The organism is Psychrobacter sp. AOP22-C1-C5, assembly GCF_052378885.1.
Lineage (GTDB): Bacteria > Pseudomonadota > Gammaproteobacteria > Pseudomonadales > Moraxellaceae > Psychrobacter.
Window position 1 is genome coordinate 70,589 of the sequence record NZ_JBQSYC010000008.1, and the last position, 26,406, is coordinate 96,994.

Sequence of the window (26,406 nt, forward strand, 5' to 3'; positions counted from 1 at the left end):
CCAATTTCAAAAACTACTTAATTTAAAAGCTACTTCATTTAAAAGCTACTTCATAAAACCATTGTCTGCTAAGAACGCTTCCGTAATTTGGCTTTGCGGACTTGGCGCGTTCATGCCGCCAGTTTGCGATTTGTTCAGTAATCGCTCTAAGTAGCGTGCGACGATGTCCACCTCAATATTGACTTTGCTACCAACCAGCCAATGTTTGGCGATATTGGTCACTTGAGCGGTATGCGGAATGATATTTAACGAGACAATATTATCGCGTACCAGATTGGTCGTTAAGCTAATACCATCAACCGTAATCGAGCCTTTGGTCGCTGTGTAATGTGCTAACTCCTGTGGTATCTCAATCTCAATATAAATAGAACGCGCATCTTGTTGCAGTTTGCTGACTATACCTACGCCATCTACGTGACCGGCAACAATATGACCACCAAAACGAGTGGTAGGTAGCATCGCTTTTTCCAAGTTGACAATATAACCCGGTTTCAATGTCTCAAGAGCAGTACGCGCGATGGTTTCACGAGAAACATCGACAGAGTAATGATTGCTACCAAACTCAACGACCGTCAAGCAGATACCATTTGATGCAATTGAATCTCCCAATTTTACATCGCTGAAGTCCAATGCGTCAGACTCTATCGTCAGACGTATATCACCGCCTGTAGGCTGCATGGATTTGACTTTTCCAACACTTTCTATGATTCCAGTAAACATATAGACCTCATTTCATGATTATATTGTCGAGATAGACATTATATTTTATATTTTTTGCAAAATTAGCAGCCGTTGCTGAACCTAGTATCATAGGGAAGCATACGCTGATTTCCAGCTCTATATGGGATAAGTTGTGGATAAGTAAAGATAAATCAATCCTCAAGCCTTCAAATACTTATCCTGACTAAAAGTTATCCACAATAGGCATATATTTGCCACATAATTAACTCAGGTAGAAAACACCTATTAAGTGATTGATTTATATATTAATATTCGATATATTCTGTTGAAACACATATTCCTTGTTTCATGTGAAACAAAGTTATGCACAGTTTCATGTGAAACAATGTGTATCGATATTAACTTATCCACACTTCACACACAGTGTATATAGATTGTGGATAAGTAATTGACGAATATATAAGTTCTACAAAGGCAATAATGTTAACTTGAGGTCAGAACCCACTTGCTCATGACTAACCAGATCAAAGCGCAATTGCTGAGACAAAGACAACGGATTAAAAGCAACCATTGACCTTGCATTGGCGCCCAACAGACAAGGCGCTTGGTAAACAATCAACTCATCTACCAACTGCTGACTCAAAAAACTCCCAGCAATGCCAGCACCAGCCTCTATCAAGACGTCATAACACTGATGGTCACTTACCAACTCCTTTAATAAAGCGGTCAAATCATCAGTCCGCCAGTACAGCGTTTCTGAACGACGACAAAGCTGATATTCAGAGTCCGGACTGTAATGTAAGCGTTGGCGTCTATCAAGTATGATGACCATTGGCGGTGGTATTTGATCGCATGCGACATCCAATTGATTGGAGCGTACATTGAGCTGCGGGTTGTCAGTAATAACTGTTTCGCTGCCAGTGATAATGGCGCCACTCTGAGCGCGTAGTTTTTGTACATCTTCGCGAGCGGCAGCTGAGGTAATCCATTTTGATTCGCCTGAAGCCATTGCTGTACGCCCATCAAGACTGGTGGCGATTTTGAGACGTACATAAGGCATTTGCGTGCGCATGGCTTTTAAAAATCCACGATTTAGCGCTTCGGCTTGTGCGGTCAACACCCCTACTTTGACTTCAATTCCTGCCTGCTCTAACAAGGCTACGCCGCGACCTGCCACCTGTGGATTGGGATCAAGCCCTGCAATTACGACCCGTTTTATGCCTGCTTTGATAAGAGCAAGTGCGCAAGGTGGCGTGCGCCCTGTGTGACTACATGGCTCTAGCGTTACATATGCAGTTGCACCTACTGCGCGCGCGCCTGCGTCTTTAATCGCAAATACTTCTGCGTGAGGCTCGCCTGCTTTGGGATGAAATCCTTGACCGACGATTGACTCTGATTGGACGATGACACAGCCAACTGCTGGGTTGGGTCTTGTGGTATAAAGGCCGCGCTTGGCTTGCTGGATGGCAAGCATCATAAAGTAGCGGTCTTGAGCATCTTGAGCGTGGTTTTGGGTCAACATAAAGGCGGCTTAATCAGATTGGATAAATGATGTCTATAGGATTGTGGTTCAAAGAAATTTAAAGTGAACTTATACGATTGAGCAGTGGCTGAGTATTTAGGTATAACTCCAACTGCTTGCTATTTCTCATTTGGGCGAATATTGGCAATCTCTTGATGAAAAGCATCGATATCTTGAAAATCGCGATACACACTAGCAAAGCGTACGTAAGCAACATCATCCAACGCCTTGAGCTCACTCATGATAATTTCACCCAAAACCTTACTGCTGACCTCACGCTCACCCATTTGTCTGACGCGTTTTTCAACACGGCTAATCATCGCTTCTTGCTCGTCAATAGTGATCGGACGCTTTTGTAGCGGTAATAAAATAGAGCGACGCAATTTTTCATTGTCATAAGGCTCAATTTTACCACTCGATTTGATGATCCTTGGCATTACCACCTCTACCATCTCAAAGGTCGTAAAACGCTCTTGGCAGCTATTACAAGAACGGCGGCGGCGTACTTGAGCACCTTCCGCAGCTAGACGCGAGTCAATTACCTTCGTGTCTGATGCATTACAATACGGACAGTGCATTACCATTTCCTTATTACAGTTTCAAAGCAATAACTTTCATTATTTGAAAATAAAAACGTTACTTACCAATACAAAAGCTACCAAATATCTTACCCAATAAGTCATCAGCGCTAAACTCACCCGTGATCTCTCCCAAACTATGCTGGGCTTGGCGTAGGCTATCTGCCACCAGCTCTCCCGCCATAAACACAGTAAGCTGCTCATGCGCTTCTGCTAGATACTCAGCTGTCCGACGCAGTGCATCTAAATGCCTTGTACGAGCGATTAAGCTGTTTTCTGGTGGATGAAAACCTACTTTAGCACATAACGTTTCAACCAGTGCGTCGATACCAGCGCCTGTTTCACATGAAACATTCACTTGTTCATAACCACGGTTTTTTATCTCAATTTGTGAGGGAGAAGCGGTTTTTGCGCTATCATTATCGTTTAATAAATCACTTTTATTCGCGATAATTAATAAACGTTTGGGCGCTGGCAGCTCACCAAATAACTGTTCAGCAAGCTCTAGTGGCGTACTCTCTTCTTTAAGATCACGTGTCACATCATAGACCATCAGCAACATATCAGCTTGAGTAATGGCAGTACGCGCTCGCTCAATACCAATGCGCTCAACTGTATCCTCAGTTTCACGCAGTCCTGCTGTATCGGTCAAATGCAGAGTCAAACCATTGAGCACGACTGTCTCTTGCAGCGTGTCACGCGTGGTACCAGCCACATCAGTCACGATCGCTCGCTCTTGTCCTGCCAGACGATTGAGTAAGCTAGATTTGCCTGCATTGGGTCTGCCAGCTAATACGACATGTATACCATCACGCAACAGCTGACCTTGTTTGGCTGTCGCCAATACTTGTTGAATTTTTGCTTGGGTTTGTTCAAGTTTTGCTTGTATGACGCCGTCAGACAAAAAGTCTACGTCTTCTTCATCAGGGAAATCAATCGCCGCTTCAACATGCAAACGCAGGTGGATAAGCTGCTCTAATAACTGATTAATCTTTTGGGAAAACTCACCGCTTAGTGAGCGAATGGCGCTACTGGCAGCGGCGGCACTGGTGGCATCAATAGCATCAGCGATGGCTTCTGCCTGTACCAAGTCTAACTTATCATTATCAAACGCACGATAAGAAAACTCTCCAGCGCTCGCCTGTTTTGCGCCCAGCTCAAAGACACGTGCCAGCAATTGATTCTGTAAAATTATGCCACCATGACCTTGTAGCTCAATCACATCTTCGCCAGTAAACGAATGCGGCCCTTTGAAGTACAATACCAACCCTTCGTCAATGACCGTACCATCGGCTTGATAAAAGCGGCAAAAACTTGCCATACGCGGCGTGAATGCTGACTTACCAGTAAGGGCGCAAGCAATGGCATAAGCACGTGTGCCTGACAGACGTATGATACCTACGCCTCCACGGCCTAGTGGCGTTGCAATGGCAGCAATCGTAGCGAGTCCAGTTGCGTTTGGCTTTTCAGACGAATTAGATACGGTTAACGCCATCTCTAAAGAATCCACAATCACTCTCAATAGCTAAAAACCCCATTATAGACGGCTGAGCTCAGACTGACAAAGCAAACTTTGTATGGTCAGATGCCTACATAACTCTATAGTCGATCCATTAAAAAAAAGCATGGTTCTACTGGAGGGAAGTTTACGAAGCATCTGTCACGCTTGCGAATAGCCAGTAAGGAAAATTTACGCCCGTAAAACATTATGAAGGTATTTACCACTTTCATAGTGGATTGATCATACTAGTCTCTATACTTAACCTGCTTTGCTTTTATTTTAGGTCCTCTATTAGCTAGTAATGAAATACGATCTGTAACTATCAGGCATAAAAAAACCACCGCTTACGCGATGGTTCTATTTATCTTTGTCTATCGTAATGTCAACTGACTGCTGATTAATCAATCACTTTCACGGTACGACGCTTTTGCTCTTCTTCGACTTTTCTATTCACGATATATTGCTGAGTCATACTAAACAGATTATTCACTGTCCAGTAAAGCACCAAACCTGCTGGGAAGAACAACATGAAAGCAGTGAAAATAATCGGTAAAAACTTCATTACTTTTGCTTGCATCGGATCAGCTGGCTGTGGATTCAGCTGCTGCTGTACAAACATCGATGCACCCATGAGCAATGGTAAAATGAACCATGGATCCATCGCTGATAAATCTTGAATCCATAATATCCAAGGCGCATGGCGCAGCTCGACACTTTCGACCAACACCCAGTATAGCGCTAAGAAAATCGGCATTTGCATCAAGATAGGCAAGCAACCCGCCATCGGATTGACCTTCTCTTCTTTATAGATGGCCATCATCTCTTGGGACATCTTCATTCGATCATCGCCATGCTCTTCTTTAAGCGTTTTGAGCCTTGGTGCGATAGCGCGCATCTTCGCCATTGAATAGTAACTCTTATTAGAGAACCACATCAACGCAATCTTAACCAAGATAGTCAGAATAATAATTGACCAACCCCAGTTACCAACGACCTTATGAACACCATCCAAGATAGCAAACAAGACCTTAGATATTGGCCAAAGCAGACCATAATCAACCGTCTTATTCATACCTACTGCGACGTCTTTGAGCTCAGACTGTACTTTTGGACCCGCATATAATGTGGCGTTCAAAGTAATTTGCTTGTTTGGTGCGACATTTACCGGCTGGCTATTGAAACCAATAAAGTAATCATTACCAGCTTCACGACTAAAGAACTTACCTGTAAAGTTCTCAGGTGTCCATGCAGAGACAAAGTAATGCTGCACGATGCCGACCCAACCTTCATCACTGGTCGTGTTCAACTCGCCATCGCCAAACTTACCAAATTTTAGCTTGTTGTAAGGATCTTCAGGCGTACCCCAAGCACCGCCCAAATAAGTCGCCATGCTTAGCGCGCCTTTATCTGACATACCAGGGTCTTTACTGTCATCACGCTTGAGCTGCGCAAACATCTGACCTTGCCATGCATTTGTAGAGGCATTTTGGATTTGATAGCTGATATCAATCGGGTACTTGTTTTCTGTAAAGGTAAAAGTCTTCGTGACTGTCACACCGTCTTTTTTATATGTCAGCGGTACAGACAACGTTTGTTGCCCTTCTTCCATTACATAATTGTTTGCAGTATGGCTATAAATAGCGCGGCCTTCTGCTGTATCAATACCGTTTGGACCAATGAGACCAGATTGTGCTACATACACACGATTGCTATTGTTTTCTAGCAATACGAAAGGCTTATCGCTATTGAGCGTCGCATCATATTGTTTGAGCGCTGCATAAACAATGTCGCCGCCTTCTGGATTGATTTGGATGTCATAACGATCAGTCGTTACTGTGATCAAACCAGTGTCTGCAGCAGGAGCAGGGGTAGCAGTCACAGTACCATTATCAACAGGTAGCGTCTGTACCGGAATATCTCCCGCAGCACCCGTCGTAGAAGGGATGTCAGCACCTATTGACGTGGTCGTTCCTGGCACCGCATCTACAGCTGGCGCATCGGCATAATCATCTCGCCATGCCAAAATCAGCAGATAAGCGGTGATTAGCATCGCAATGATGATCATCACCCGAAATATCTTTTGCATAAACCTTTCCTAGATTAAAAAATTAGGGAATGAAAAATTAGGGCATGTGTCATAACCGTCCAACCCAATTATCCTCATACTTAACAACCGTATTGATGGTCATCTACATAAAATGTGCATCATTTTACTAAAAATCTGCTTTGAATGATACCAAGAGTGTGGATAACTTGTGGGTAACTCATTCAAACTAAGCAGTGTCTAACTCGGCTCTGACCTCATTAAGTCATTGAGGCGTGAAACATAGCTGTTATTGTCTCGATATACACCCAGTCCTCGACCTCTTAAATTGTTTAAAGCGGTAGAAGACAGATAATTATAATAGTAAGACGATAAAGGTACAGGAACAAAATCAACACCATATCCACCTAAAGGGTGACATCTACCAATACGCTTCAATAGCAACCAACCACCTACTCGAACGCCATGCCATGCCAACGCTTGTTTGCCATAATTTGAACAAGTTGGATAGTATCGACAACGAGCAGGCAATATAGGGCTTATTACTTTTTGATAAAAAATAATTATTTTAAATAAAACTTTATTAAAAATTTTATTTTTGTTATTTAAAATAAAATTCATTTTATTTTTTTTCTAATTTTTTAAAAATATTATTTATTTGATTTTTTAATTCTTTATTATCTATATCTTTTATAGATTTTTTAACAATAAAAACAATGTCTTTGTTTTCTATTTTAAAAGCTTTGATACGAAAATGCTCACGTATTTGACGTTTGATAAGATTTCGAGCGACAGCCGTCGGTACCTTGCGCTTCGTGATGGCCATACCAACTCGCGGTCTATTGTGAGTGTTAGCACGTACAAAGGCCATTAGATGACTCTGATGTAGTTTACGCTCAGGGGCGTCAAAAACATCACGAAACGCTGCTGGTGTGAGCAGACGCTGCTCTTTGGTGAAGCAGGCGGTAGGTGTCGCTGGAACGGTATTGGGCATATTACAACCTAGTATAAGAGCAAATGACAAAATTAGGAATAATAGTAAACGATAGAGACAAAAAAAGCGCCTATGTGGGCGCTTTTAATATATGGCTACGTATCAGTTGTGATGCTTAACTATCGCGATCTATAGATGACAGGAACACAACAAGCGTTACTAGCCATGCTTATCATCATTTACTGATTATACAGTAAGACGATGACGTCCTTTAGCGCGGCGACGGGCTAAGACCTGACGGCCTTTTTTAGTTGCCATACGAGCACGGAAACCGTGAGTACGTTTACGCTTGATCACGCTTGGTTGGAATGTACGTTTCATAACTCACCTATCAAAATAATGGACTAAATTCGTAATAACGGAGGATTATATCACCCCATATGATTTTGGTCAATAAACTTATTTGGGATATGCACATAGCTGTATATTTTGCTGAGAACTAAGAATGATTTTAATTGAGGTCTATTTGTTACTGTTGAATTAAGTATTTAGAAATAGAGAGTGATTCAGTCTTTTTTAGAAGTTATCCACAGTTTGTTTCGAACTCTATAATAATAATTTAATTAATATATATAGATATTGTTGTTATTGGGACCTGTATTATCTGTGGTTAAGTATCAATTTGCTTTTATTATCAAAACACTAGGCTATGGGTAAGCCTGTGGATAACCTGTGGGTTAAATATGGATAACTTAACTATTGTACTTATCCCCAAAACTATCCACAGCCTTATCCACAAAAAACAAGGTGTTATCCACAGGCTGATTGTGTTAGATTAGCATCCTGTTTGACAGACGATTTTTTGCAGTTTGCTAAGCGTTTTTTGGTTTAATAATTATCGATAGCGTTCGGATTTAAGTCATGGCTTAATTCGTTTAGACGCTTCTATTGTTTTGAATTATAGGGTCAGTATTGTTCATGATAGACACAGCAAATATTTGGGATAAATGTCTCAACGACTTACGGTATAACGTTAAAGACAACGTATTTACTATGTGGCTGAGGCCGTTGTCGGCACACCAAGAAGCGCAAACGCTTATCATACTTGCCCCTAACGATTACTTTGTGACTTATATCAAAAAGAACCATCTGCAAGATATTCAGCAGTTGGTTGCCAAGCACAGTCAAGGTAGTATTGAAGAAGTCATCGTACGCGTCGATAATGCTGATCGTGATAGAGACGACCATAGTCAAACGCAGTCTGGGTTTTTGTTTGTAGAAGATAAGCCCTCCCCTACCCCTTCAGATCATAAATTTGAAACCATTCATCATAACAATGCAAAAGCAGACATTGATGCCAATATGCGTCATGCAGAATCTATCGAGTCAGCAGATGCAAAATCGTTGAGCTATCTGAACCCTGACTTTACTTTTGAAACATTTGTCACAGGCAAGTCCAACAATCTGGCTTACAAAGCTTGTTATGAGCTTGGTAAGCGTCAATCAAAAAATCGACACAATCCTCTATTTATATATGGACCTTCTGGTTTAGGAAAAACGCATTTAATGCATTCTGTAGCACATCGCTATTTAAAAAATAATCAAAGTTTTTATTATTTCACTTCTGAAAAATTTATTAATCAATTGGTTTATTCATTAAGAAATAATAAAATAGAAGATTTTAAAAAGAAAATTAAAAAAGTAGATTTATTGATTGTAGATGATATTCATGTCTTAGCAGGAAAGACAAAAAGTAGTAATGAGTTTTTGACTTTATTTGCTGATTTTACCAGCGGTGACAAACAACTGATTTTGGCCTCTGATCGTCATCCTTCGCAAATGACTGAGTTTGACGAGCGATTTAGATCACGCTTTTCTTGGGGATTAACCGTCGCCGTCGATCCACCTGAGATTGATACTCGTGTACAGATTTTACAAAAAAAAGCGGCCTCTTATGGCATGACCCTGCCAAAAGAATGCGCGTTGTTTATCGCTCAAAATGTGGTTTCTAATGTCAGGCGTTTGGAAGGCGCGTTAAACCAAGTCTTTGCCAATGCCAATTTGACGGGTGCTCAGATTACGCTTGAGATGGTGCAATATGCGTTAAAAGACATCGTTGCCATGCGTGTCCAAGCCGTGAATATGGATAATATCCGTAAAGTTGTCGCTGAATATTATGATGTGACAGTAAAAGATATTATGGGACGAAAGCGCACGCGCAGTATTGCTAGGCCGCGCCAGATAGCAATGGCGTTGTCACGTGAATTGACGGGCGATAGTTTTCCTGAAATCGGTCAGTCGTTTGGTGGGCGTGATCACACGACAGTGATGCATGCTTGCGATAAAGTGAATGAGCTAAGAGTAGCAGACCCTTCATTTGACAAAGATTACAAGACGCTAGCGCTCATGTTGCAAGCAGGTTAAAAGGCTGCAAAAAACTTACCTCAGTAGCACTGTGTCAGTTTTAGAGTAACTCAGCTATAGTGATAAATGGTTTATAATATTGGATATATAAGCGAACAGATACCTAATGGATTATCGTTAGCAGACAAGGTATTATTAAGCCACTATTTTAAATTTATACATAAAAAGAATCATCCAAGTAAGAGTAACCAACAAGAGTAATTAAGCATGCAATTATCGATCAATCGAGAGTCGTTACTAAAAGCCATTAACTTGATTGCCAAGGCCGCTGATAAGCGCCATAACATGGTTATTTTGGGCAACATCAAGCTACAGCTATCCGAGTCAACGCTTATTTTGACAGCTTCTGATTTAGAAGTAGAGCTGACGTCGACATTGAAATTGCCTGTAGGTGCTTGTGTTGAGGCAGGTACGACCACACTGCCTGCCACTAAGTTAAAAGATATCTGTAAGTCATTGCCATCACAAGCACAGATCAATCTTGCCACTCAAGCAAATGAGCGCTGTCTACTGACCAGCGGTAAGAGTCGTTTTACCTTAGGCACATTGCCTAGTGAAGATTATCCAAGTTTGGGCAATCCAGAAAACATTACACCATTGACTATCAGCCGAAATCGTCTTATCGATTTGATCCACAAGACTCAGTTTGCGATGGCGATTCAAGATGTCCGTTATTATCTGACAGGTATGTTATTCGATGTTTCACAGCAGCAGTTGACGACGGTTGCGACCGATGGTCACAGACTGGCGTTGGCACGCAGTGTCATCGACGTGAGTGCCGATCTCAACATGCAATCTATTTTGCCACGTAAGGCTGTGATTGAACTTGAGCGATTGGCCACTGAACTGGGTAAAATGCTTGGCGATCAAGACAATCAGGTCACCTTAAGTTTTGGCCGTGAGTTTTTGCAAGTCAGTTTGCCATTTGGCGAAGTTGATAGTGCAGGGCAGATGAATCAAAACTTGATGGTTACTTTTACCGCACGTTTGATTGATGGTAAGTTTCCTGACTATCGCCGTGTCATGCCAAGCAACACTGACAAGCTGGCTTTATTTAATCAAGAAAAAATGGCAGATGTCCTGCGCCGTGTGGCTATCTTAAGTAATGAAAAATCTCGTGGTGTGGTATTTAATTTTGCTAGTGACGGCATGGTAGAAGTACGTGCCAATAACGCTGAGCAAGATGAGGCGGTTGAGATGATACAAGCGAAGTATCAGGGTGAGCCGATGGAGCTGTCATTTAACGCTGCGTACTTGCAGGACGTACTAGGTGTCATTCAAGGTGACTTACAAATGCACATGAGTCAATCTAATGCGTCTGTACTGGTCAATCAGCTAAACGATGAGTTCCATCAGTATGTCATTATGCCAATGCGTATATAGTGTTTTTTAAGACTCATTGTTGAGTGGCAGAGTAGGCTGAACCAAACGACATTTAGCTTCTCTGCCACAAATCCCCACTACTTAAGCATTCTTATCTCATTGTTATAAAACAAACTTTTGCCTTTTAAAAATAGATAACCTCAATAGGCGGCTGTCGATATCATGATTGAACGTCTACAAATTTCACACCTTCGCAATCTGACACAAGTCACGCTGCATTCTGCTTCTTGCAATGTCATTATTGGCGCTAATGGCAGTGGTAAAACCTCTTTGCTTGAAGCGATCTTCTTGTTATCAAGAGGTAAGAGCTTCCGCCATCATCAGCCAAAACGCTATATTCAGCATCACCAAGATTCTGCTACTGTCCACGCTAAGATCAATGACGGTAGTACGTTGGCCATCCAAAAGCAAGCGGACGCCACAACAGTACTACGCCTCAATCAAACCACTGTCTACAACCAAAGCATCTTAACCGAACAGCTACCCACTTTATTGATAGATCCATCGACAATGGACATGCTAGAGCAGGGTAGTGCCAGTCGTCGACAGCTGTTAGATTGGCTAGTGTTTCACATGAAACAGGGTTTCCATCCACAGTGGGTTGCATATCAGCGTCTATTAAAACAGCGCAATAGTTTGCTAAAAAAGACGCGCCACCTGACCCAAGTACAGCTCGCTGAGCTGAAATCATGGGACAAAGGACTGAGCAATCATGCGGCGCTTATCCATCATTATCGTGAACGCATATTTGTAGAATGGCAGCCCTATTTTTCTGAAAGTATTGCACAGTTACTGCCTAGCTACGCTGAACAATTAAGCTTGAGTTATAACGCTGGCTACGACACCAGTATCGCACTTGATGTGCAGTTGAATGAGCGATTAGAGCAGGATTTGCAACTGGGCTATACCCGTATTGGTAATCATCGTGCAGATACTCACGTACATTGGCGCTCTACTGATACAGTAAAATCGAATGATCCACAGACAACTATCACCAGTCCTGTGTCAGAGACTGATGTAAATAGGGCGTTGCCCGTATTAAAAGAACAAGCGGCAAATGTACTTTCTCGCGGTGAAAAAAAGCTGTTAATCACAGCGCTGCGTCTGTCACAGTTGCCGTTATTACTTAATGAAAAAAGATCCAATGACCACTTTAAGCCGCAAATTACGCCCGTGGTATTGCTAGATGATATCACCGCAGAGCTTGATGATAGAGCGGTAAACATTTTGTTATCAACGTTAGCGCAACTGCCGTGTCAGGTATTTATGACCAGCTTGACCGATGATATATTACCTTTGGTTCAAGAGCTGTGGTCAGAGCCTAGTATGTTTCATGTGAAACAAGGTCAGATTTCACTGACTTAAATCAATGTAAATTATCGTTTTATAGTCAATCCAAAATTGAATGAACCTCATCAGAGTAGCGTTATACCCAGATAAATACCTTTGGGTTACTCTTCTGTTTGCAGTCCTAATGCTCAACGATTTTATCTTATTTGCATAGCATTATCTTTGAGATAAATTGACTGTTTGATGCTTTTTTTGACTTCGTTAACGCCTAGCCAATCCTCCATATTTTTCCCTACTCAGTCTATTATCCTCTTATACTGTTCATCGTCTGTAGAGAGCCGTTTAATAGCCATAAAACTGCCAGTAAACAGTGACTTAGAAGCAAAAAAATGCTAAAATACGACTTTATTTTTGTCCTATTCTCAGCAAGTTATTTTATGACGTTATGCCATGCTTTTTTTGGTTTGGCAGATTTTAGATGGTTGATATCTATAGGTTTTATTGACTGTCTTTTAGTTTGAATAATAGTAAAGAAAGAAAGCCAATATGAGAAGCCATAGCGCTGACTGATATATTTTTGAATATAGATCATCTCTCAAGATGCCTAGATCAATAGCAACAGTTAATAGCGACCTATTCAGGATACTTCTCCAAGGTTTTCACAATAAAAATTACGTCCAAATAACGTTATTGAGTAGCATCTTAATGATGCGCCAATGACAAACCGCTGATTATGGCTAGATTAAGGAATACACATGAGTGATTCATTACCTACAGACCACGAACAATTGATATCAGACAGCGTTGCCGAAACGATTGTTCCTGCAGCGTTACCTTCTGATTATAGCTCCAAAGACATTCGTGTATTGCGTGGGTTAGAGGCGGTACGCGTGCGCCCAGGTATGTATATCGGCGATACGGATGATGGGACTGGTCTACATCATATGGTCTTTGAGGTGGTGGACAACTCTATTGATGAGGCACTTGCTGGTCATTGTGACCAGATTGATATTATCATCCATGAAGATGAGTCTGTCAGTGTGATGGACAATGGTCGCGGCGTGCCCGTCGATGTCCATCCAGAAGAAGGCGTGTCAGCAGCACAGGTCATCATGACAGTTCTTCATGCTGGTGGTAAGTTCGATGATAACAGTTATAAAGTATCAGGCGGCCTACACGGCGTTGGGGTATCGGTTGTTAATGCCTTGTCGAAAAAGCTTGAGATGAACATCTGGCGTGAAGGCTATCATTATCATCAAACGTACACTGATGGTGTGCCAGACGCAGATATCCAGCAGATGGAAGCCACGGACAAAACGGGTACGCAGATTCGTTTTTACCCAAGTGCTGATGTCTTTACGGGTACTATCTTCGAGTACGATATTTTGGCCAAGCGTTTGCGTGAGCTGTCGTTCCTAAACTCAGGCGTGCGTATTGTTTTGACCGACGAGCGCATTGATAAGCGTCACGAGTTCGAGCACAAAGGCGGTCTATTAGAGTTCGTCAGCTATATCAATGCTGGCAAAGATGGCGTCAATGAAGTGTTTCATTTCAACAGTGAACAAGATGACGGCATCAGTGTTGAAGTCGCGCTGCAATGGACAGACACTTATAATGAAAAAGTATTGTGTTTCACAAACAACATCCCGCAGCGCGATGGTGGTACGCATCTATCAGGTTTCAGATCTGCACTAACACGCGGTCTAAACAGCTATATAGATCGTGAAAACTTGTTCAAAAAAGAGAAGGTCGTCGCGACTGGCGATGATGCGCGCGAAGGATTGACCGCCATCGTTTCTGTAAAAGTCCCTGATCCAAAATTTTCAAGTCAGACCAAAGACAAGCTGGTGTCGAGCGAAGTAAAATCGGCGGTTGAATCAGCGATGAGCGATAAGTTCAATGACTACTTGTTAGAAAACCCAAGTGCAGGTAAAGCGATTGCCAACAAGATTCTTGATGCGGCTCGCGCTCGTGATGCAGCTCGCAAAGCGCGTGAGATGACACGTCGCAAGACCACATTAGACATCGCAGGGCTGCCAGGTAAATTGGCGGATTGCCAAGAAAAAGATCCGGCATTGTCAGAGCTATACATTGTGGAGGGTGACTCAGCAGGTGGCTCAGCCAAGCAAGGCCGTAGCCGTAAAACTCAGGCTATCTTGCCCCTAAAAGGTAAAATCCTAAACGTAGAGCGTGCCCGTTTTGATAAGATGCTATCGTCTGCTGAAGTGGGTAACTTGATTACTGCGCTTGGGTGCAGTATTGGCCCTGATGAATACAACCCTGATAAAGTCCGCTACCATAAAATCATCATCATGACCGATGCCGATGTGGATGGTTCACACATTCGTACCTTGCTATTGACGTTCTTTTTCCGTCAAACGCCTGAGCTGATCGAACGTGGCTATGTTTATATTGCCCAGCCACCGCTGTATAAGGTGAAAAAAGGTCGTCAAGAGCTGTATTTAAAAGACGATGAAGCACTTAAAGCCTACTTATTGTCGTCAACTATTGACAATACTAAGCTGCATATCAGTGCAGATGCGCCTGCCATCACAGGTCAAGCGCTTGAAACCTTACTAAATGACTATAACCAGACGCAGCTGATCAAAGCGCGTTTGCAGATACGTTTCCCAGCTGTGCTTTTGGATGCGTTGACGCATACGCCGAAGCTCAGTACGGACATGACGCATGATAAGTCTGCCATGCAAGCATGGAAAGAGACCATGCAGACCCAGCTTGATCATTTCGGTAGTGATCTAAGCCCTGAAATTGAACTGGTCAATATCCATGCACCTCAGCCAAAAAATATGGATGCCGCTGCTGCCGATTTATTGGGCATGAAACCAGAAGTAGAAGTTGAAGTAGGTTCTGATAGCGAAGCATTGTCTACTAAGGCACAGTGGTTACCACGCGTCACGGTCTATGTGCATCAGTTGGCGCATCATTATCTGTTAGATTCTAGCTTTATTAATTCTGGTGAATACAGTAAGCTGCTGCGTTTATCAAGCGAGTGGAATACCTTACTGGCGGACGATGCCTTTATCCGCCGTGAAGCCAGTGCAGGTACGACAAAAGACATGCCAATACGTGACTTTGATTATCTGTGGCAACAAATGATGCTTGATGCGCGTCGTGGTTTGGCTATTCAGCGTTATAAAGGGCTGGGTGAGATGAATGCTGACCAGCTTTGGGATACGACAATGGACCCTGAAAATCGCCGTATGCTGCGCGTTACCATTGAAGACGCGATCGCTGCTGATCATATGTTTACCTGTTTGATGGGAGATCATGTTGAGCCACGTCGTATCTTTATTGAAGAAAATGCATTGACGGTTTCTAACTTAGACATCTAGGTGTGCTGACTAGATACTGTGACTGTTCTTGATTGTCTATAAAAATACCGCTTTGGTCCCCAAGGCGGTATTTTTGTTTCACGTGAAACTGCATTTTATAGAACGTATCGTATTAACCATTTAAGATAAGAGAAGGATAAAATGATAGAAGTGTTGTTACTCGCTGTGGCGCTGGCGATGGATACGTTTGCTGTCGCGATTGGACTGGGTGCTAAATCTCAAAAACAAAGCCGTCAATACGTTTGGCGATTGGCTATTTATGCGGCATTATATTTCGGGATTGCACAGGGCATCATGCCACTGATTGGGTATTTATTGGGTGCAGTATTGTTAGGGTGGATAGCTGCTGCTGCGCCTTGGATTGGTGGTATCATTCTCATCGCACTAGGTGGCAAAATGCTGTACGAAGTGTTTAGCGATGACAAAGAAGATGCCTCAGAGAATGCCAGCAATAGTGATATTGCTATCAGTACTACAAACGCTGCTAGTGGCAATACCGGAGTAATCAGCGACGACGATTACAAACGTATCAATCACCACACCATGTTTACGCTCTCAATTGCGACGAGCATTGATGCGATGGCTGCAGGATTCACTTTAAACCTATTGGCGCTGAATGCTTGGCTTGCATGCTTAATTATTGCAGCTGTAACGGCAGGGTTTTGCTCGTTTGGCGTCTATCTGGGCTGGCGCTCTGGTACATGGTTAGAAGAAAAAGCGGAAGCAGTGGGCGGGTTGGTGCTTATCGCTATCGGCTCAAAGGTAATGTTTTTTAGCTAAGTGATTTTATATTTTTTAATTTACTCATAAAAAAGCACCGCTTTGATCGTCAAAACGGTGCTTTTTTGTTTCACGTGAAACTTTTTAAATACAGTATTTGTAATTATAGTTGATACTCAATAAAATCGATACACAACATTATAATGCGTGACTGGTACAAATTTTCCTCACTAGCTGCTCACAAGCGTGAAAGATGTTTCGTAAAATTCATTCCAGTAGAATCATACTCTTTTTAAAATAGATCGACTACGTGAGCTATGCCTCGTCAGTGTGGAAACGCCATGCAAGTACGCGCGTATTCTTCTGACCCTGGCTCATCTCAATAATACGCATTTGCGCCACATCCAGCTGTTTTAATAAAAGCTGCAAAGGTTTTACGTTTTCAGATTTTGATACAAGCGTGGTAAACCAGCCGACGTGTTCTGCGAAATCTTGACTCTCTTTTGCCATCTTAGTCAAAAAAGCAATCTCGCCACCCTCACTCCACAACTCTTTATGCTGACCACCGAAGTTTAGGTTCTGTGCGGCATTGCCTTCTTTTGATGAATGGCGACTTATTTTTTCATTTTCGTTTTTGCCACGATGTCTTTGCAGATTGTGCTGCTTACGACTGTTGGCTTCCATCGCTTCTTCAAGTGACGCATGGAAAGGAGGGTTACAGACGACCACGTCAAAATAATCTTGGCGACCAATGATGTTTTTAAAGATCACTTTTGGTTCAGGTTGTAGTTTTACTTTCACCGCGCTTTTTAGCTTTGGATTGGCCTCACAAATGAGCGCTGCTGTGTTAACCGAAACGGGATCGATGTCGCTTGCCGTGAAGCGCCAGCCGTAGCTTTGGCTGCCAATAATTGGATAAATAGCACTGGCACCTGTGCCGATATCAAGGGCATGAATCTCTTTGCCCGTTGGCGGTGTATTGTCCGCATTTACGTGACTGGTTTGGGCAAGAAGATCGGCAATATAATGAATATAATCGGCACGTCCCGGGATAGGCGGACACAAGTAGCCTTCTGGAATGTCCCAAAATTTGACGCCATAATAATGCGCTAATAGGGCTTTATTAAGTACGCGTACGGCTTGGTGATCCGAGAAATTAATCGTCGGCTCGCCATTCGGGTTAGCAATGGTATGGTCGGCAAGCTCAGGCAAAGCGCGAGTCAATATTGCAAAGTCATAACGACCTTGGTGCGGGTTACGCGGATGCAGCTGGCCGAGCTTTTTGGCGGTGGCAGGCGCTCTGTTTCTGTGTTTTTGGTTTGAGGGCTTACTTGTCATAATATAGGGCTTTGATGTCTGAATATAATGAGTCAGTTTAGCAGATTTCACGAGTGACTAGCGGCTTATCGACTGCGTAAAATAAGATTTAATCCTAACACAATCATCGCTGACCCTAATACACGGTCTATCCAATGCTCAAAACGTTGAAAGCGGCGATGGATGGCAGGGATAGAGAGCAACATGACCACCGTGCTAAACCATGCCATCTGCAACACCATCATCCACACACCATAAATGGCCAATTGCCAGATTGGTATATTGGGTGACAATACTAAGGTAAATATTGCGACGAAATACACGGGCGCTTTTGGGTTAAACACATTACAAAAGAAGCCACGGCGTAGAATGGCAACTGCCGAGTCAGTTTTGTCGGACGCTACGTTGATTGCTATGTCTTTGCGAGCAGGTATTGTCTGGTCGGTAAGCGTTTTTTGTGAAACCTTTGTGGTCGATTCTGTTTTCGCTACTGACTCTATTGGATTTGTTAAGTCTATAGGCTTTTTGGGTTTGGCTTGAATGCCTTGCCACCCTAGATAAATCAGATAACCACCGCCCAACCATTTAATAGCAGTCAGTAGCGGCTGCGAATGAGCGATGATAGTCGCCAGTCCCAATACAGAATAGATGATGTGTATGCCCAAACCAAACGTAATACCGAGACTACAAATCAGGCCAGTGCGTCGACCTTTTGATAAGGTTTGCTGCGATACCAAAACAAAATCAGGGCCGGGTGAGGCAGCTGCCAGCAAATGAACGCCCGTGATAAGCAAAAAGCCGTGCCAAAATTCCATAAGACCGTTATCCCTTTATACCACTCTGCCAAAAAATAAATCGACGCCATAAAGACTCAATGATAGTTGCACTTCTCATGGGTAAGGTCAACTGATAATAAGGTGCGATTTTATCGAAAATATGCTTTTTACATCGCAGCTTTACTGCTTGTGTTCTCACGCGAGGGTGTCTATATTAAAGGGCAGTATTAAAACTATGTTCGTCATAACGGACGATACCCCCTGCTCAACAACACTGGTTTCGACAAGGATCAAGTCATGACTAAAGACCACAATCAACGCCCTGACCAACGCACTGACAATCGCATCACTTATGACATACAAGGGCATATTTGCCTAATCGGACTCAATCGCGCGGACAAGCGCAATGCGTTCGACAGCCATATGATTGGCCAATTGTCTGACGCCCTCACTGACTACGAAAACGACGATCATCTACGCTGTGCGCTCATCTTCGCGCATGGCGAGCACTTCACCGCCGGTCTGGATTTAATGGAGCTACAAGACAAGTGGGACAAAGGCGCGTTTGAGTTTGATGACGGTCAAATCGATCCGTGGGGCATCAGTGGTCAATTGCGCTGCAAACCTGTCGTCGTCGCGGTACAAGGCACGTGCTTTACCGCTGGTATTGAGCTGATGCTCAACAGTGACGTGGTCATCGCAAGTGACAACTGCAACTTTGCACAAATGGAAGTACTGCGCGGTATCATGCCGTTCGGCGGCGCAACCGTCCGATTTGTCGCGGCAGCAGGCTGGCAAAAAGCCATGCCGTATCTGCTCACAGGCAAAGCATTTGATGCACAGACGGCGGATCGGCTCAATCTGGTCAGTGAAGTGGTCGAAAATGGCACCGAATACGAGCGTGCGCTCACGATTGCCAAAGAAATCTGTCAAGCAGCGCCACTAGGTGTACAAGGCCTACTGTCGTCAGCACAAGATGTCAGCCGTAGTGGCGTCGGCGCGGCACTGGCCAATATTCATAGCTATCTGCCAGATCTGTTTTATTCAGAAGATGCGCGTGAGGGTGCGATGGCAATGGTGGAGAGAAGGGAAGCTGAGTTTAAAGGAAAGTAACGCGATCATCGTTTGTGATATATGAAGCTCAGATTCTAAGATTTTATAACTATGCTAACAGAGCCACAAGGGCTAACGACCACTTATGACTGATCATTTTTATTTACTATTATTTTTGCTGTTTTTGACTTTTATGCTCAGCTTGTCAGTGGTCATGTTTCTGAAGTCCATTAATAAAGAAGGTGGCATGTCAGATGTTTTGCGTGAAAAATTACTGCGCTGGATACCTTTTGATTTTATGGAAGAGCGCTTCAACATTGATAGGCTAAAATATGTTGGCTTACGGCAAGTCTTTAAACATGGCATACGAGAAGATTACTTTTATATCAATATCGCAAAAAAACGGAACTTTGTAGAGCTGAAAGAGTATATTGCCGTCAGAAAACAGATCCGTTTTTATGAAAAAAAATGGCGCTTTATCCTTTGGGTGTTGCCTGTCGTGCTGATGGTTTGTATCCCGCTGCTACCATTACAAGATGGTGTGGATAAGTACGTAATGCTAGTGCCTTTGGCGCTGCTGTTCTTTTCGATTCATAAGTTAAAAGCCATGCCTTATCAGGAGGAGTTCCTCGCTATCCAAAAGAGAATATTGCAGCAGATATATAACGCGGTGTTTGATGACAATCGCTTTGATAGCATTGAGTTAGCGATCAAATTAAGGAAAGTAAATAAGGTAAAAGTCTTATCTAATTATTATGAATTAGAAGCGATTGTCGATCAGATGAACGCAAAGAGTACGAAATAGTCTTGTTTCGATAATAGATTGGGTAAGCGATTTTGTTTGGCTGTTAGGGGTTCAAGATTTTGAGGTGTAAGTTGAGATTGTACTCGCTGCAAGGTTGAAAGAAGAAAAGCTGAGTTTAGGGGGCGTTAAATATGAGATTATACTTTAGTAATTGATAATTTTTTTGCAATGTATAGATAACTACTTAATTTATCTGAGCTTGTTAAGTAGTTATCTAATAAAATAATCAAATGCTGAACATACGGTTATACCGTTTTTGCAATGCTATCTTACCACCCTCCATTATTTCGCAAACATTTTCTCTAACATTTACTTCTTGTAGAGCTCCAGATGCATTTATATTAATCTGTCCTCTCTCCTCAAGTGCAACAACGTATTCAGAGTCTCCATTAACTACTATATTAGGATTGTGCGTTACAATGATTATCTGCCTTTCTTTCTTCGACTCATGAAGTTTCGAAACAATCAGGCTTGAGATCAAACCATTATCAAGGTCATCCTCAGGCTGATCTAGAATCAGAGGCTCTGATCCATATGATAAAAGAAATGAAAGTATAGCAGAAGCTTTCTGACCAGCAGACCCATGAGCTACATCTTTAAACCTTCTTCCATCATGGAACTTTATTGTAAGATTATCTTCTGGAAACCAAGTTTGAATTGAGTCTTTAGTAGACGGATTTAGATTATTCAGTAAGTCCTTGAAACGCTTACTTAACCTTAAGTTAGATGCTTCATCTAAAGAATCTGTTGTAAGAGACATTTTGAGTGCATCCAAAATTGCAAATATATCTTCAATACTAGAGGTGTTCATTTTACCTACAGCTTCTAACTCTTTATTCAATTCGTAAAGCATTCCTGACTCTTTATCAGAGTCATATATGTCTGAAACAAAAGTGTTATCAGTTTTACCGATTATATCTCTAAATGATACCTATCACACAGTGGGAGTATCTGAATTTGGATTGCATCGTTGCCATTTATATACCTATTTAGAAATTCTATTCTGTTTTCTGTCAGTTCAATTCTTATATCGATGATTGATTGGTACGAATTTTGAATCTGATCATTTACTTCTTGAATTCTTTTTTCAACTTTATTCAATGAGTCGATACTTTTTTCTAAAGACAACTTGGTATCTATTAAGCTTTCGTATTGATTAGAACTTTCTATACCTTGACTTATAAAGGTTTGACTAAGGTTTGTCTGAGCAGCTACAGCTGCTGATTTTTCAGATATGAAGTTACTTTGACTATAGCTTTTGTCGAAAGCTTCGAGCTGACTTTCTAAGGTGTAAATGTTATTTAGCATATCTTGTTTGAAAGTTTCTAACTGTTCTGAAAGAAGCTCCAAGTGACTGGCTATTTCAACTTCGCTTTCTAATACAGGTTTAAACTCACTCAGGTTTAGTTTAGGCGATTGCTCATCGATTAAATTAGTAAATAGATTAGAAAAATTTACAATACTACTTTGATATTCTGAAATAATCCTACTTTTATTTGCGTAGTTCTGATATTTGGTTAATACTTCTTGATGTGAAGAGTTTTCTAGAACAGATATTTTTTGCTCGATATCTGCCAGCTGACCTACTAGAGTTGGCTTATGAGATATTTGAAGTTCTAGTTCTCTCTTTTGTGCGCATAATGAGTAATAACGACTGATTTCATCTCCCCATCGCATGTTCCATTCTTTATATTGTACACTTGAAGACTGGTCTATTAAGTTGAGAAGAGCATTAGGATTTTTTGCAAAATCATAGACCTGTTTTTGACTAAATATTTTTACTGGAAAACGAGAGTGAGCATCTCCATCTTCTACAATCCAGTTATCTTCTACCTTCTTTTTGATTTCTACTTTGGGATCAACCTGACTCCACTCAAGTGAATACAGTGCTGAATCTTTATGATATAGGCATACAATATGAGTGTCTTCTAATAACACACCATCTGAACCTTTTGTATTGCAAACCTTTATAAAGTTTTCAAAGGTTCTGCGAACTTCATTGTTAGGATTTAAGTTTTGAATATCACGAGCTCTATCCATACCTAATCTTATAAACTCTAATACTGAAGATTTGCCACTTCCTCTACCACCGATCAAAGTATTGAGCCATGGGCTAAAAGATATGGTTAAAGGAGTAGAACGACCAGCGTACTTTGTATTACTTATAGTGATTGATTGAAGCCTAGTGTTTGAAGTTTGATTAGGATTTTGGTTTTCAGAATCTGAACGTATGATTGATGATTTATCAAAGCGAGCCTCAAACCTTCTATAGAAGGAGTTGACATTTTGAACCAAGTAAAAGCTCGGTTTATACTGTTCGGATGATGAGCATCTGAACCTATAACGGATGGTAGAACTATGTTCGTATTTCTATATCTAGATAAAGGAGCTTCTTCTCGCTCTTGATCAGGAAAAATGATTTCAACTGCTTGAGCTACTTCACATATTTGTTTTATTGTGTGAGAAGAATCTTGAGTACAGATGCCAGATTTTAAATCGATATGTGCAGGTATCGCAATACCTCCTTCACTCTTTATCACTTTGATAATCTGTTCTGCGCTTAACTCTGCAACCGCGTCACTATCTCCTCTTGTACCTTTGAACCTTGAATGAGTAATAACTGCTTCTATATCTGATGATGTACAGGATGGATCAAATATTCCGAGTACATGAATATTTGAATTAGCAGTAATTTCTACACCAGGAAATACATGTATTATCTTACCTTCATCTCTTAGTTCACTAGCAGCTTGTTTTAACAAATCTATCCAACTACCACTATTGTGGTCAGTTACTGCTACACATTCTATTCCGTGTTCTATGAAACCTATTAACCAATCTTTAGGTGAGATGTCTTTTAAAGTTTTATCGCCTTTTCCATAATCGAAGGAAGCAGGAGTATGAGTATGAATATCAAATTTCCACCAACGGGCACCTACGACATCCATATCTTTTCCTTTCAATTAATATGTATGATATTGATCATTTCTTAACTTATAGTACATTATCCAATTAGATAAATGTTAAACTAAATAGCTGATATGAATTGAGCTAAAAATACAATTTTTTGTCCTTACAATAGATGCGCTAAGCCTAGATAAGCAGATAATAGCGGATGGCAGGATTGGCTACTTTCTACCATTACACACCTCAAACCTCACCCAAATCCTCAAAATCCACATACTCTTTTTTGCCATGGATGTTATACATCTTGCGCTTAATCTCTGGATACAGGGTAATGTCAATATCAGGCCGGCTGCCGCCCATTAGATAGGTGGCATCGGCATCGCTATCATTGCGCATGGAGTGCGGCGCGCCATGCGCAGGGAATCCCACAAAGTCACCAGCGCGCAATTGATACTGCTCATCGCCATAGCGCAGCGACAACTCGCCTGACAGCATATAGATGAACTCATCTGACTCTTCATGATAGTGATGCGTCGTCGTCTCATCGCCTGCCTCAACCCGCACGAGGTGCAGGCCGCATTTTGTGAGACCGACAATGTCACTTAACGAGACGGTATGGCGAATGGCTTGCTCATTGAACTGATGGACGTGTTTGGTTTCGGGGGTATTGTCTATATCGGATTTCGTTAGGACGTAAGCGTGCGTATCCGTCTGCGGCTTTTGGTCAGGTAGGGTCATCATCTGTCTCCGTGATTGATATTTTGAGTGTACACCACTATGAGCCAATAGTATTAGGTTTTAAAAGACGAGAAGGACGCGATCATGAATGAAAGCGATTAGCGTTTTACTTCTCCAGCCCGAATGGACAAAGGCCAAGAGACTTTTTTCTTGCTGTCAGGATTTCCCCATTCAGGCAATAACGTGATTCGAAGCTGATCCACTGGATTAAAGCCCAGTACCTTTTTGGCTTCTTTGACGGCTGACCACGTATTAAAATACCCCATGAGTTCATCTAAATTCCAGAATTCTTGCATAGTGACAGCAGGTACTTTGATCTCTGTAAATGGGAAAGGTAAGCTTTGATAACCGTCCTCTACATGCCGTCGTTCTGCAGGCCAATAGGGTGCAATGGTTTGGTAATAGAACTCTTGCACGAGGGTATCCACTGCGCCCTCTACGTGTAAAACACCGTAGGTAATCAAAGCCAAAATGCCATTAGGCTTAGCAACGCGCGCCACTTCTTTATAGAATTTATCTAAGTCTAGCCAATGGGCGGCTTGAGCGACGGTGATCAAATCAACGGATGCATCAGCCAAGCCACTTTGTTCAGCCAGCGCTGTTCGATAGATTACATTGTCTTTTTGTTTGGCTTTGGCGATTTGCGCAGAGCTGGCATCGGTGGCGATCACTTCTGCAAACCTTTTGGCTAAGAGCACAGAAAGCTGTCCTGTACCGCAACCACAGTCTAGAACACGGCTTTGAGTTGGACATAAATCAGCAAGCTCATCCACTAAATCAGTAGGGTATGAAGGACGGTAGGCAGCATAATTTTCAGAACCTTTGGAAAAATGATCCTTGAAGTCTAAATCTTTCATGCTGTCATCCATTATTTGATTTTGTATCCTTATGATAGTCTAAGATATACCCTAAAACATTATTTTTAATTGAGGAGAAGGCGAGTGCAATACAACTTTGATGAGGTCGTCGACAGAGTGGGTACAGGATCGGTCAAATGGCACTATAGCGATGACACGATTCCGCTATGGGTGGCAGATATGGACTTTAAGGCCGCGCCGCCGATCTTAGAAGCGATTGAACAAGTGGTACAGCATGGCATATTGGGTTATACCAAACCCACTGAGGCACTATATGACGCGACCATTGGCTGGCATGGTAGTCGTTATGACTTGGCACTTAATAAAAAGAACATTTTGTTTTCTCCAGGGGTTGTACCGAGTTTGGCGCTAATGATGAACATCTTTACCGAGGTAGGGGACGCGGTACTGATCAATGATCCTATCTATGCGCCGTTTATGAGTAAGGTTGAGCAAAATGGTCGCACGCTTGTGACCTCAGCACTAAAAGAAGTCGAGGGGAAGTATCGTCTGGATTTGGCTGATATCGAAGCCAAGATTACCCAGCATAACGTAAAACTTTATCTGCTCTGTAATCCGCACAATCCGGGCGGGCGCGTATGGACAACCGAAGAGCTGGAAGCGTTTCTTGCGATTTGCAAAAAACACAATGTGGCGATTGTCAGCGATGAGATTCACCAAGATTTGACTTCGAGCGGTCACACATTTACGCCTTTTTTAACGTTAGCAGCAGGCTATGAGCACAAGGTGGTCAGCCTGACTTCGATGACCAAAACCTTTAACATCGCTGGTATTAAAGGCTCGATGATATTTGCCAAAGATGACGAATTGATTAAGAAAATCAGCCAGCAGCAGCACTTAAACGATGAGTACGAGTTGAATTTATTTGCTTATACCGCGATGCGCAGTGCTTACGAGCAAGGCGATGCCTGGTTGGCGCAGGCGCTTGCTTATATTGAAGCCAATATTGATTTTACCGTGCGCTTTTTAGAGGAGCACTTACCTGATATCAAGGTTATGCGACCAGAAGCCTCGTATTTGATTTGGCTGGATTGTTCAGCGTATGCGCAGGACGATCAATGGCTTTATGACACGCTAAGAGCCGCTAAGGTTGAGCTTAATGCGGGTATCAACTATGGTAAGGAAGGGCATCTTAAAATGCGCCTTAATGTGGCATGTCCCAAAGCGTTACTGACAGAAGGGTTAAATCGTATTCATAAAGCTTTGAGTCATGACTCGAAGCACTCATAGATTTAGCTATAGTCAGGTACTATAAAAAACAGGTACTATAAAAAAGAGGCAGCGTGAAAGGGAGAGATTTTTTGTCGTCTCTGTCAACGTAGGCATAGCAAGCCATAAAAATTTGTACCAGTCATGCATTATGATATTGCGTATCGATTTTATGAAGTATCAACTACAAAAAACCCTGCCATGGCAGGGTTTTTTATTTATCTTAACTAAAGTATCTACTATCTACTGTGCCTTGTCTTTATAGACAGATAGGTTAAGTCGATAGTTGTAAT

The 26,406-nt window shown here is 42.1% G+C and carries 23 protein-coding genes; 8 read left to right on the top strand and 15 right to left on the bottom strand.

The window, feature by feature from the left end; translation table 11 throughout:
- Window positions 1–45: 45 nt before the first annotated feature.
- The 8 genes from ACT3TH_RS10910 to rpmH all read right to left on the bottom strand — a co-directional run bounded on the left by ACT3TH_RS10910 (window position 46) and on the right by rpmH (window position 7,641).
- Window positions 46–720 carry a riboflavin synthase gene (locus ACT3TH_RS10910; protein WP_444755854.1) on the bottom strand — a complete coding sequence of 225 codons (675 nt, stop codon included), beginning with the start codon at window positions 718–720 and terminating at the stop codon, window positions 46–48.
- A gap of 427 nt (window positions 721–1,147) precedes the next feature.
- Window positions 1,148–2,203, bottom strand: coding sequence for a bifunctional diaminohydroxyphosphoribosylaminopyrimidine deaminase/5-amino-6-(5-phosphoribosylamino)uracil reductase RibD (gene ribD, locus ACT3TH_RS10915; RefSeq protein ID WP_444755855.1), 1,056 nt, complete (start codon window positions 2,201–2,203; stop codon window positions 1,148–1,150).
- A 119-nt stretch (window positions 2,204–2,322) separates the two neighbouring features.
- Window positions 2,323–2,781, bottom strand: coding sequence for a transcriptional regulator NrdR (nrdR, locus tag ACT3TH_RS10920; protein ID WP_193006427.1), 459 nt, complete (start codon window positions 2,779–2,781; stop codon window positions 2,323–2,325).
- 58 nt (window positions 2,782–2,839) lie between these two features.
- Complete coding sequence (gene mnmE, locus ACT3TH_RS10925; RefSeq protein WP_444755906.1) at window positions 2,840–4,276, bottom strand: tRNA uridine-5-carboxymethylaminomethyl(34) synthesis GTPase MnmE; 1,437 nt, start codon at window positions 4,274–4,276, stop codon at window positions 2,840–2,842.
- Between the two features lie 403 nt (window positions 4,277–4,679).
- Window positions 4,680–6,368: a membrane protein insertase YidC gene (gene yidC, locus ACT3TH_RS10930; protein ID WP_444755856.1), complete on the bottom strand. Its 1,689-nt coding sequence runs from the start codon at window positions 6,366–6,368 to the stop codon at window positions 4,680–4,682.
- Between the two features lie 198 nt (window positions 6,369–6,566).
- A complete protein-coding gene (gene yidD, locus ACT3TH_RS10935; protein ID WP_444755857.1) occupies window positions 6,567–6,947 on the bottom strand; it encodes a membrane protein insertion efficiency factor YidD in 381 nt (126 codons plus the stop codon).
- Window position 6,948: 1 nt separating this feature from the next.
- On the bottom strand, window positions 6,949–7,320 hold the full coding sequence (rnpA, locus tag ACT3TH_RS10940) for a ribonuclease P protein component (RefSeq protein WP_444755858.1): 372 nt from the start codon (window positions 7,318–7,320) through the stop codon (window positions 6,949–6,951).
- A 186-nt stretch (window positions 7,321–7,506) separates the two neighbouring features.
- Window positions 7,507–7,641 carry a 50S ribosomal protein L34 gene (gene rpmH, locus ACT3TH_RS10945; protein WP_007394757.1) on the bottom strand — a complete coding sequence of 45 codons (135 nt, stop codon included), beginning with the start codon at window positions 7,639–7,641 and terminating at the stop codon, window positions 7,507–7,509.
- A gap of 597 nt (window positions 7,642–8,238) precedes the next feature.
- Here rpmH and dnaA point away from each other — a divergent pair.
- The 5 genes from dnaA (at window position 8,239) to ACT3TH_RS10970 (ending at window position 16,490) form a co-directional block, all read left to right on the top strand.
- Window positions 8,239–9,684, top strand: a complete 1,446-nt coding sequence (gene dnaA, locus ACT3TH_RS10950; RefSeq protein ID WP_444755859.1) for a chromosomal replication initiator protein DnaA — start codon at window positions 8,239–8,241, stop codon at window positions 9,682–9,684.
- Between the two features lie 207 nt (window positions 9,685–9,891).
- Window positions 9,892–11,067 carry a DNA polymerase III subunit beta gene (gene dnaN, locus ACT3TH_RS10955; protein ID WP_444755860.1) on the top strand — a complete coding sequence of 392 codons (1,176 nt, stop codon included), beginning with the start codon at window positions 9,892–9,894 and terminating at the stop codon, window positions 11,065–11,067.
- A 162-nt stretch (window positions 11,068–11,229) separates the two neighbouring features.
- Complete coding sequence (recF, locus tag ACT3TH_RS10960; RefSeq protein ID WP_444755861.1) at window positions 11,230–12,432, top strand: DNA replication/repair protein RecF; 1,203 nt, start codon at window positions 11,230–11,232, stop codon at window positions 12,430–12,432.
- Between the two features lie 680 nt (window positions 12,433–13,112).
- Window positions 13,113–15,710, top strand: coding sequence for a DNA topoisomerase (ATP-hydrolyzing) subunit B (gene gyrB / locus ACT3TH_RS10965; protein ID WP_444755862.1), 2,598 nt, complete (start codon window positions 13,113–13,115; stop codon window positions 15,708–15,710).
- A gap of 141 nt (window positions 15,711–15,851) precedes the next feature.
- The gene (locus ACT3TH_RS10970) at window positions 15,852–16,490 is read left to right on the top strand and encodes a manganese efflux pump MntP (RefSeq protein ID WP_444755863.1); all 639 of its coding nucleotides are present in this window, start codon (window positions 15,852–15,854) and stop codon (window positions 16,488–16,490) included.
- A 255-nt stretch (window positions 16,491–16,745) separates the two neighbouring features.
- Here the strand turns inward: ACT3TH_RS10970 and rlmF are convergent, their stop codons facing one another.
- Window positions 16,746–17,768: a 23S rRNA (adenine(1618)-N(6))-methyltransferase RlmF gene (gene rlmF / locus ACT3TH_RS10975; RefSeq protein ID WP_444755864.1), complete on the bottom strand. Its 1,023-nt coding sequence runs from the start codon at window positions 17,766–17,768 to the stop codon at window positions 16,746–16,748.
- A gap of 65 nt (window positions 17,769–17,833) precedes the next feature.
- On the bottom strand, window positions 17,834–18,562 hold the full coding sequence (locus ACT3TH_RS10980) for a LysE family translocator (protein ID WP_444755865.1): 729 nt from the start codon (window positions 18,560–18,562) through the stop codon (window positions 17,834–17,836).
- A 258-nt stretch (window positions 18,563–18,820) separates the two neighbouring features.
- Between ACT3TH_RS10980 and ACT3TH_RS10985 the strand changes: the two genes are divergently transcribed.
- Window positions 18,821–19,636, top strand: coding sequence for a crotonase/enoyl-CoA hydratase family protein (locus tag ACT3TH_RS10985; protein ID WP_444755866.1), 816 nt, complete (start codon window positions 18,821–18,823; stop codon window positions 19,634–19,636).
- Window positions 19,637–19,721: 85 nt separating this feature from the next.
- Window positions 19,722–20,381, top strand: a complete 660-nt coding sequence (locus ACT3TH_RS10990) for a hypothetical protein (RefSeq protein WP_444755867.1) — start codon at window positions 19,722–19,724, stop codon at window positions 20,379–20,381.
- Between the two features lie 226 nt (window positions 20,382–20,607).
- Here ACT3TH_RS10990 and ACT3TH_RS10995 read toward each other — a convergent pair whose 3' ends face one another.
- The 5 genes from ACT3TH_RS10995 to ACT3TH_RS11015 all read right to left on the bottom strand — a co-directional run bounded on the left by ACT3TH_RS10995 (window position 20,608) and on the right by ACT3TH_RS11015 (window position 24,883).
- A complete protein-coding gene (locus tag ACT3TH_RS10995; RefSeq protein WP_444755868.1) occupies window positions 20,608–21,234 on the bottom strand; it encodes a hypothetical protein in 627 nt (208 codons plus the stop codon).
- A 59-nt stretch (window positions 21,235–21,293) separates the two neighbouring features.
- On the bottom strand, window positions 21,294–22,421 hold the full coding sequence (locus ACT3TH_RS11000; RefSeq protein WP_444755869.1) for a hypothetical protein: 1,128 nt from the start codon (window positions 22,419–22,421) through the stop codon (window positions 21,294–21,296).
- A gap of 122 nt (window positions 22,422–22,543) precedes the next feature.
- Complete coding sequence (locus ACT3TH_RS11005) at window positions 22,544–23,329, bottom strand: hypothetical protein (RefSeq protein ID WP_444755870.1); 786 nt, start codon at window positions 23,327–23,329, stop codon at window positions 22,544–22,546.
- A 202-nt stretch (window positions 23,330–23,531) separates the two neighbouring features.
- A complete protein-coding gene (locus tag ACT3TH_RS11010) occupies window positions 23,532–24,029 on the bottom strand; it encodes a cupin domain-containing protein (protein ID WP_444755871.1) in 498 nt (165 codons plus the stop codon).
- A gap of 95 nt (window positions 24,030–24,124) precedes the next feature.
- Window positions 24,125–24,883: a class I SAM-dependent methyltransferase gene (locus ACT3TH_RS11015; protein ID WP_444755872.1), complete on the bottom strand. Its 759-nt coding sequence runs from the start codon at window positions 24,881–24,883 to the stop codon at window positions 24,125–24,127.
- A gap of 84 nt (window positions 24,884–24,967) precedes the next feature.
- Here ACT3TH_RS11015 and ACT3TH_RS11020 point away from each other — a divergent pair, with 84 nt between their 5' ends.
- Entirely contained in the window at window positions 24,968–26,134 is a 1,167-nt protein-coding gene (locus ACT3TH_RS11020; protein ID WP_444755873.1) for a MalY/PatB family protein, read from the top strand.
- The last annotated feature ends 272 nt before the right edge of the window (window positions 26,135–26,406 follow it).

Coding starts and splice junctions, on each gene's coding strand:
- ACT3TH_RS10970 (WP_444755863.1), top strand. CDS start 15,852: ATGATAGAAGTGTTGTTACTCGCTGTGGCGCTGGCGATGGATACGTTT.
- ACT3TH_RS11010 (WP_444755871.1), bottom strand. CDS start 24,029: ATGATGACCCTACCTGACCAAAAGCCGCAGACGGATACGCACGCTTAC.
- dnaN (WP_444755860.1), top strand. CDS start 9,892: ATGCAATTATCGATCAATCGAGAGTCGTTACTAAAAGCCATTAACTTG.
- yidC (WP_444755856.1), bottom strand. CDS start 6,368: ATGCAAAAGATATTTCGGGTGATGATCATCATTGCGATGCTAATCACC.
- ACT3TH_RS10980 (WP_444755865.1), bottom strand. CDS start 18,562: ATGGAATTTTGGCACGGCTTTTTGCTTATCACGGGCGTTCATTTGCTG.
- yidD (WP_444755857.1), bottom strand. CDS start 6,947: ATGAATTTTATTTTAAATAACAAAAATAAAATTTTTAATAAAGTTTTA.
- nrdR (WP_193006427.1), bottom strand. CDS start 2,781: ATGCACTGTCCGTATTGTAATGCATCAGACACGAAGGTAATTGACTCG.
- gyrB (WP_444755862.1), top strand. CDS start 13,113: ATGAGTGATTCATTACCTACAGACCACGAACAATTGATATCAGACAGC.
- ACT3TH_RS11015 (WP_444755872.1), bottom strand. CDS start 24,883: ATGAAAGATTTAGACTTCAAGGATCATTTTTCCAAAGGTTCTGAAAAT.
- mnmE (WP_444755906.1), bottom strand. CDS start 4,276: ATGGCGTTAACCGTATCTAATTCGTCTGAAAAGCCAAACGCAACTGGA.
- ACT3TH_RS10990 (WP_444755867.1), top strand. CDS start 19,722: ATGACTGATCATTTTTATTTACTATTATTTTTGCTGTTTTTGACTTTT.
- dnaA (WP_444755859.1), top strand. CDS start 8,239: ATGATAGACACAGCAAATATTTGGGATAAATGTCTCAACGACTTACGG.
- recF (WP_444755861.1), top strand. CDS start 11,230: ATGATTGAACGTCTACAAATTTCACACCTTCGCAATCTGACACAAGTC.
- ACT3TH_RS11000 (WP_444755869.1), bottom strand. CDS start 22,421: ATGGATAGAGCTCGTGATATTCAAAACTTAAATCCTAACAATGAAGTT.
- ACT3TH_RS10985 (WP_444755866.1), top strand. CDS start 18,821: ATGACTAAAGACCACAATCAACGCCCTGACCAACGCACTGACAATCGC.
- rlmF (WP_444755864.1), bottom strand. CDS start 17,768: ATGACAAGTAAGCCCTCAAACCAAAAACACAGAAACAGAGCGCCTGCC.
- ACT3TH_RS10995 (WP_444755868.1), bottom strand. CDS start 21,234: ATGCTTTACGAATTGAATAAAGAGTTAGAAGCTGTAGGTAAAATGAAC.
- rnpA (WP_444755858.1), bottom strand. CDS start 7,320: ATGCCCAATACCGTTCCAGCGACACCTACCGCCTGCTTCACCAAAGAG.
- ACT3TH_RS11005 (WP_444755870.1), bottom strand. CDS start 23,329: ATGGATGTCGTAGGTGCCCGTTGGTGGAAATTTGATATTCATACTCAT.
- ACT3TH_RS10910 (WP_444755854.1), bottom strand. CDS start 720: ATGTTTACTGGAATCATAGAAAGTGTTGGAAAAGTCAAATCCATGCAG.
- ribD (WP_444755855.1), bottom strand. CDS start 2,203: ATGTTGACCCAAAACCACGCTCAAGATGCTCAAGACCGCTACTTTATG.
- rpmH (WP_007394757.1), bottom strand. CDS start 7,641: ATGAAACGTACATTCCAACCAAGCGTGATCAAGCGTAAACGTACTCAC.